Raw genomic sequence first — 5,476 nt, 5'->3', positions numbered from 1 at the left:
GATCGAGCCGCTTTGGAGAACTTCAAGGAATTCGCCTGATCGAGACAATTTTGCGATAATTTTTCAACGCAGACACTATTGACCCGCATCCGACTTCCTCCGGCTGCCGAAACCCGTCGGGCCTTACCGGTTCGACGCCCGTCATGGTCAATGTCAGTCATTCGCTCAACGCGATCTGGACGCTAGCACGATCCTGCTCTGAAATTCGAATATCCGGACGGATACGATCTCTTCTCATAAGCCTAAATACTTAGATAAAAATACCATAAGGCCAAAATATACTTCAAATCAGCTTATCTCTTCCTGCGTAAGCCGCGCTGTATTTTCTCCAAATTGCGAGACATTTCACTTCGATTTGTCATACAATCAGTGTCACTACGAATTAAAATCGCTTTCAGAAATCAATATATCCAGCAATAACAATATCTTTCAAAGGAGCCGGCATGTCTCAAGCAGATGCGCAACCTTCGGACGAGAAAGATAAAACCACCCGCTTTCAGTTCCCCTCCGCCTTCACCATTCTGTTCGGATTGATAATACTGGTTGCAGCGGCAACCTGGATTGTTCCGGCAGGTCAGTATGAGCGCGTGGAAAACCCGGCTCTCGGACGGGAAGTCCCGGTCCCGGGAACTTACAAGACGGTGGACAGCAACCCGCAAGGCATCGTCGATGTTTTCATGGCACCCATTCGGGGCCTTTACGACCCCGACACCAATCAGGCCAATGCCATCGATATCGCTGTCTTTGTTCTTGTGATCGGCGGATTTCTGATGGTGGTGACCCGAACGGGCGCGATTGACGCTGGCATCGGCAAGGTCATGGTTGCCCTGCGGGGCCAGGAACGATGGATGATCCCGATCCTGATGGCGTTCTTTGCGGCCGGCGGCACGATTTACGGGATGGCCGAGGAATCCCTTGCATTTTACGCTCTGATCATTCCGGTCATGATGCGTGCTGGCTACGATACGGTGACAGGTGTCGCGATTATCATGCTCGGCGCGGGTATCGGCACTTTGGGGTCGACAATCAATCCGTTTGCAACCGTCATTGCGGCCAATGCCGCAGGCATTCCGTTTACGGACGGGATCATTGCCAGGGTCATCATTCTGGTCCTCGGCTGGCTTGCCTGCGTGGTCTGGGTCATGCGTTACGCCGAACGTGTGAAAGCCGATCCGTCCAGATCACTCGTCTTCGACATGAAGGAGGCGAATGAAAAACACTTTCTGCAACGCGCAGCCCCCAAACAAACGAACTCCGACGAGTTCACCGCAACTCACAAGATCGTTCTTGTCATTTTCGTCGCGAGTTTTGCCTTGCTGATCTATGGTGTCGCGGCGCTGGGCTGGTGGATGGGGCAAATGTCCGCGATGTTCCTGGCTTCCGCCATTCTTGTCGGTGTTGTTGCCAGAATGGGCGAGCACGAATTTGTCGACACTTTCATCGACGGTGCCAGAGACCTTCTTGGCGTTGCCCTGATCATCGGTGTCGCCCGCGGAATCGTCGTGGTCATGGACGCAGGCAAGATCACGGATACGACCCTCTTCTGGTCGGAGGAAGCCGTCACCGGCCTGGGCACTATCGCGTTCATCAACGTGATGTTCTGGCTTGAGGTCGCACTCTCGTTCCTGGTTCCCTCTTCTTCGGGTCTGGCGGTGCTGACCATGCCGATCATGGCGCCCCTCGCCGACTTTTCAGAAGTCAGCCGGGATGTTGTCGTCACCGCATATCAGTCTGCAAACGGACTGGTCAATCTTATCAATCCAACATTTGCAGTCGTTATGGGAGGCCTCGCAATCGGTAGGGTTTCCTATGACAAGTGGCTGAGGTTCACCTGGCCACTGCTCTTGATACTGGCGATCCTCATAACTGTCGTTTTAAGCGCAAGTGTCTGAAAACATGACCTCTTAGATGGAGACGGTGTTGAGCAGACCGGTAGAAACATCAACTGACAGCATTCAAGAGGGGCGGCCTCTGAAGCCGGTGCCCAAGGCCGCAGCAAGGGACCTCGGCTTGATCGCCTGCACCGCTCTTGTCGTTGGCAACATGATCGGCTCTGGCGTTTTCCTTCTGCCCGCGTCTCTGGCCTCCTATGGTGCAATCTCGATTGCCGGATGGGTGATAACGTCGATCGGGGCAATTGCACTCGCGCTGATATTCGGAAGGTTGGCACGGCTGTCCTCCAAGCCCGGCGGACCCTATGCCTATACGCGGGAAGGGTTTGGAGACTTTGCCGGTTTCCTGATCGCCTGGGGATACTGGATCGCACTCTGGTCCGGAAATGCGGCGGTTGCGGTTGCCTTTGTCGGTTATCTGGCGTTCCTGTTTCCCTCAATCGGCGGCAACAGCCTATACGGCCTCGGCGCTGCCCTGACGGCAATCTGGGTCCTGACAATGATCAATGTGCGCGGGGTCAGGGAAGCCGGGCTTGTCCAGATCGTCACCACCGTTTTGAAAGTTCTACCTCTCCTGGCAATCGGCGCGCTCGGCTGGTTCTGGATGAACGCCGATCACTTCGCGCCTGTGAACACATCCGGCCAATCCAACATCGCGGCAATCTCCGCGACCGCGGCATTGACGCTATGGGCCTATCTGGGTCTGGAGTCCGCGACTGTCCCAGCCGGAAATGTTGACAGACCGGAGGTCACCATTCCCCGCGCTACGATCATCGGTGTTGTTTTTGCCGCGGTGATCTACATTTCGGTCACCGCGGTCGCCATCGGAGTGTTGCCGAGAGATTTTCTTGCAGGATCAACCGCTCCACTGGCCGACGTTGCCGGAGCGATGTGGGGTGCGACCGGTGGGATAATCGTTGCCCTGGGCGCCGTCATTTCCACTTTCGGCACGCTCAACGGGTTCACTCTGCTGTCCGGCCAGGTGCCTTTTGGTGCCGCCCTCGACAGGGTCTTTCCCGAGGTCTTTGCCCGGGTCAATGATGCCGGAACACCCGCCAATGCCCTGGTGATTTCCAATCTCCTGGCCAGCATTCTGGTGATCATGAATTTCTCGCGCGGTCTTGTGGAGGCATTCACATTCATCATCCTGCTTGCAACGATGGCAAGTCTTGTCCCGTACGCCTTCTGCGCACTCGCCGAAATCGTCATTCGACTCAAGCGGGGCGAAACGCTTGCCGACGGATCCCTCGCAGGCATTGCGGGTCTCGGCACACTTGGCTTCCTCTATTCTTTATGGGCCATCTACGGGTCCGGCGAGGATGTCGTCTTTTTCGGGTTCCTTCTGCTGCTCGCCGGCATTCCCGTCTATGTGCTTATCCGCCTGCGGCAGGCGAGATCACTGACCACAAACCAGATCGAATAACCTGACAGGAGAGTACAATGGCAACGTTAGGCGTCCATTCGGAAATCGGTAAACTTCGCAAGGTGATGGTTGCAAGACCTTCGGTCGCCCATGAGCGACTGACACCGGGCAATTGCCACGATCTACTGTTCGATGACGTTCTGTGGGTTCACCAGGCTCGTGTCGATCACGATGACTTTCGTCTCAAGATGAAGGCACATAACATTGAGGTAGTCGACCTTCAGGACCTTCTTGCCGAAATGCTTGATCAGGTTCCGGAAGGCAGACGGTTCGTTCTGGATCGGCGCATTACCGACAATCTCGTCGGACCGGGTTTCGCACGGATCATGCGGCCCTGGCTGGACGAATTGGAAGGGGCCCAGCTTGCCCGCCTGCTGATGGGTGGAATCACCATTCATGATCTGCCCGACGGAATGGTCACGCCCCTGATCCGCTCTGTCATCGAGCCAACGGAATTTCTTCTCAATCCGATCCCGAATTCACTCTTTCAGCGAGATCCCTCCTGCTGGATCTATGGCGGAGTTACGGTGAACCCGATGTTCTGGCCGGCCCGCAAGCCTGAAACGCTTTATCAGCGCGCGGTCTATAAATTCCATCCGATGTTCACCCGGGAAGAGTTCGACATCTGGTGGGGTGACAGTGACGAGGACTTTGCCAGCGCCAGCATGGAAGGCGGCGATGTCATGCCGATCGGCAAGGGTGTCGTTTTGATCGGCATGGGTGAGCGCACAACACGTCAGGCAGTGCAACAGGTCGCTGAGCGTCTTTTTGAAAACAACGCAGCCGAACGTGTGATCGCCTGTGCCATGCCGAAAAGCCGGGCTGCGATGCACCTGGACACGGTGTTCTCCTGTCTCGACCACGACAAGGTGACGGCTTTCAAGGAAGTTGTCGACGAGATTACCTGCTTCAGTCTGCGACCGGGCGATGGGAACCAGGCTCTTGATGTACGAAGAGAAGAGGCGCACCTCTTCGACGTCTATCAGGAAGCGCTTGGCCTCAAGGATCTGCTTGTAATCGGAACTGGTGGCAATGACTTCCAGGCCGAACGAGAACAGTGGGACGATGGCAACAATGTCGTCGCACTCTCACCCGGAGTTGTTGTTGGATACGACCGGAACACGTCCACCAACACGCTGCTGCGCAAGGCCGGGATTGAAGTCATCACGATACATGGTGCCGAACTTGGCCGGGGCCGTGGCGGTGGCCACTGCATGACCTGCCCCATCCTTCGCGATCCCGCCTATTGAGCATGAAAATTCGCGGCAAATGCTGCGAGCCACTTAAATTGATTACAAGGGAGACTTCAAATGGCCTTCAATCTACGCGGTCGCAGTTACCTGAAAATCGCTGATTTTTCCCAACGCGAAATGCTCTACCTTCTTGATCTCGCAAGGGATCTGAAACGCGCCAAGTATTCTCACTCGGAACAGAAAGCTCTGGCCGACAAGAACATCTGCCTGATCTTTGAAAAGACGTCGACGCGCACCCGTTGCGCCTTTGAAGTCGCCGCCCACGACCAAGGTGCGCATATCACTTATCTGGATCCTTCCGGCTCCCAGATCGGCCATAAGGAATCCATGAAGGATACTGCCCGTGTTCTCGGCCGCATGTTTGATGCAATCGAGTTTCGCGGTGCCGGACAGGACATGGTCGAGGAGCTGTCCGCATTTGCGGGCGTTCCGGTCTATAACGGCCTGACCGATGACTGGCATCCAACCCAGATGCTGGCCGACATGTTGACCATGGTTGAGCACTCCGATAAGCCGCGCACCCAGATCGCCTACGCATTCTGCGGCGACGCGCACAACAACATGGGCAACTCGCTTTTGATGCTGGGCGCCATGATGGGCATGGATGTCCGCATGGTTGCCCCGAAAGAAAACCAGAACCATGACGATGTGGTGGAACTTGCCAGGGAACGCGCTGCAGAGACCGGTGCACGCATCACCATCACCGACGACATTGACGAAGGCGTCAGGGGTGTTGATTTCGTTCACACTGATGTCTGGGTGTCCATGGGAGAGCCTGCTGAGGTCTGGGAAAGCCGTATCAAGCTGTTGACGCCCTATCAGGTCAACATGGATCTGATGAAAAAGACCGGCAATCCGAACGTAAAGTTCATGCACTGCCTGCCTGCATTCCACAACACGGAAACAAA

The 5,476-nt window shown here is 55.6% G+C and carries 4 protein-coding genes; all 4 read left to right on the top strand.

The genetic code is table 11. The features are described from left to right. The first annotated feature begins 443 nt into the window (after positions 1-443). Positions 444-1,892: a YfcC family protein gene (locus K5905_RS26665; protein WP_297589919.1), complete on the top strand. Its 1,449-nt coding sequence runs from the start codon at positions 444-446 to the stop codon at positions 1,890-1,892. Between the two features lie 28 nt (positions 1,893-1,920). Then, positions 1,921-3,315, top strand: coding sequence for an amino acid permease (locus tag K5905_RS26660; protein WP_297589917.1), 1,395 nt, complete (start codon positions 1,921-1,923; stop codon positions 3,313-3,315). Positions 3,316-3,332: 17 nt separating this feature from the next. Further along, a complete protein-coding gene (arcA, locus tag K5905_RS26655; RefSeq protein ID WP_297589915.1) occupies positions 3,333-4,565 on the top strand; it encodes an arginine deiminase in 1,233 nt (410 codons plus the stop codon). Positions 4,566-4,625: 60 nt separating this feature from the next. Then, the coding region (gene argF / locus K5905_RS26650; protein WP_297589913.1) for an ornithine carbamoyltransferase at positions 4,626-5,476 on the top strand (851 nt) is incomplete at its 3' end.

It is taken from the genome of Roseibium sp. (assembly GCF_025698965.1).
In the GTDB taxonomy this organism is placed as follows: Bacteria; Pseudomonadota; Alphaproteobacteria; order Rhizobiales; family Stappiaceae; genus Roseibium.
The sequence above is the reverse complement of the archived record's forward strand: the minus strand, read 5'-3'. Positions and strand labels throughout refer to the sequence as shown.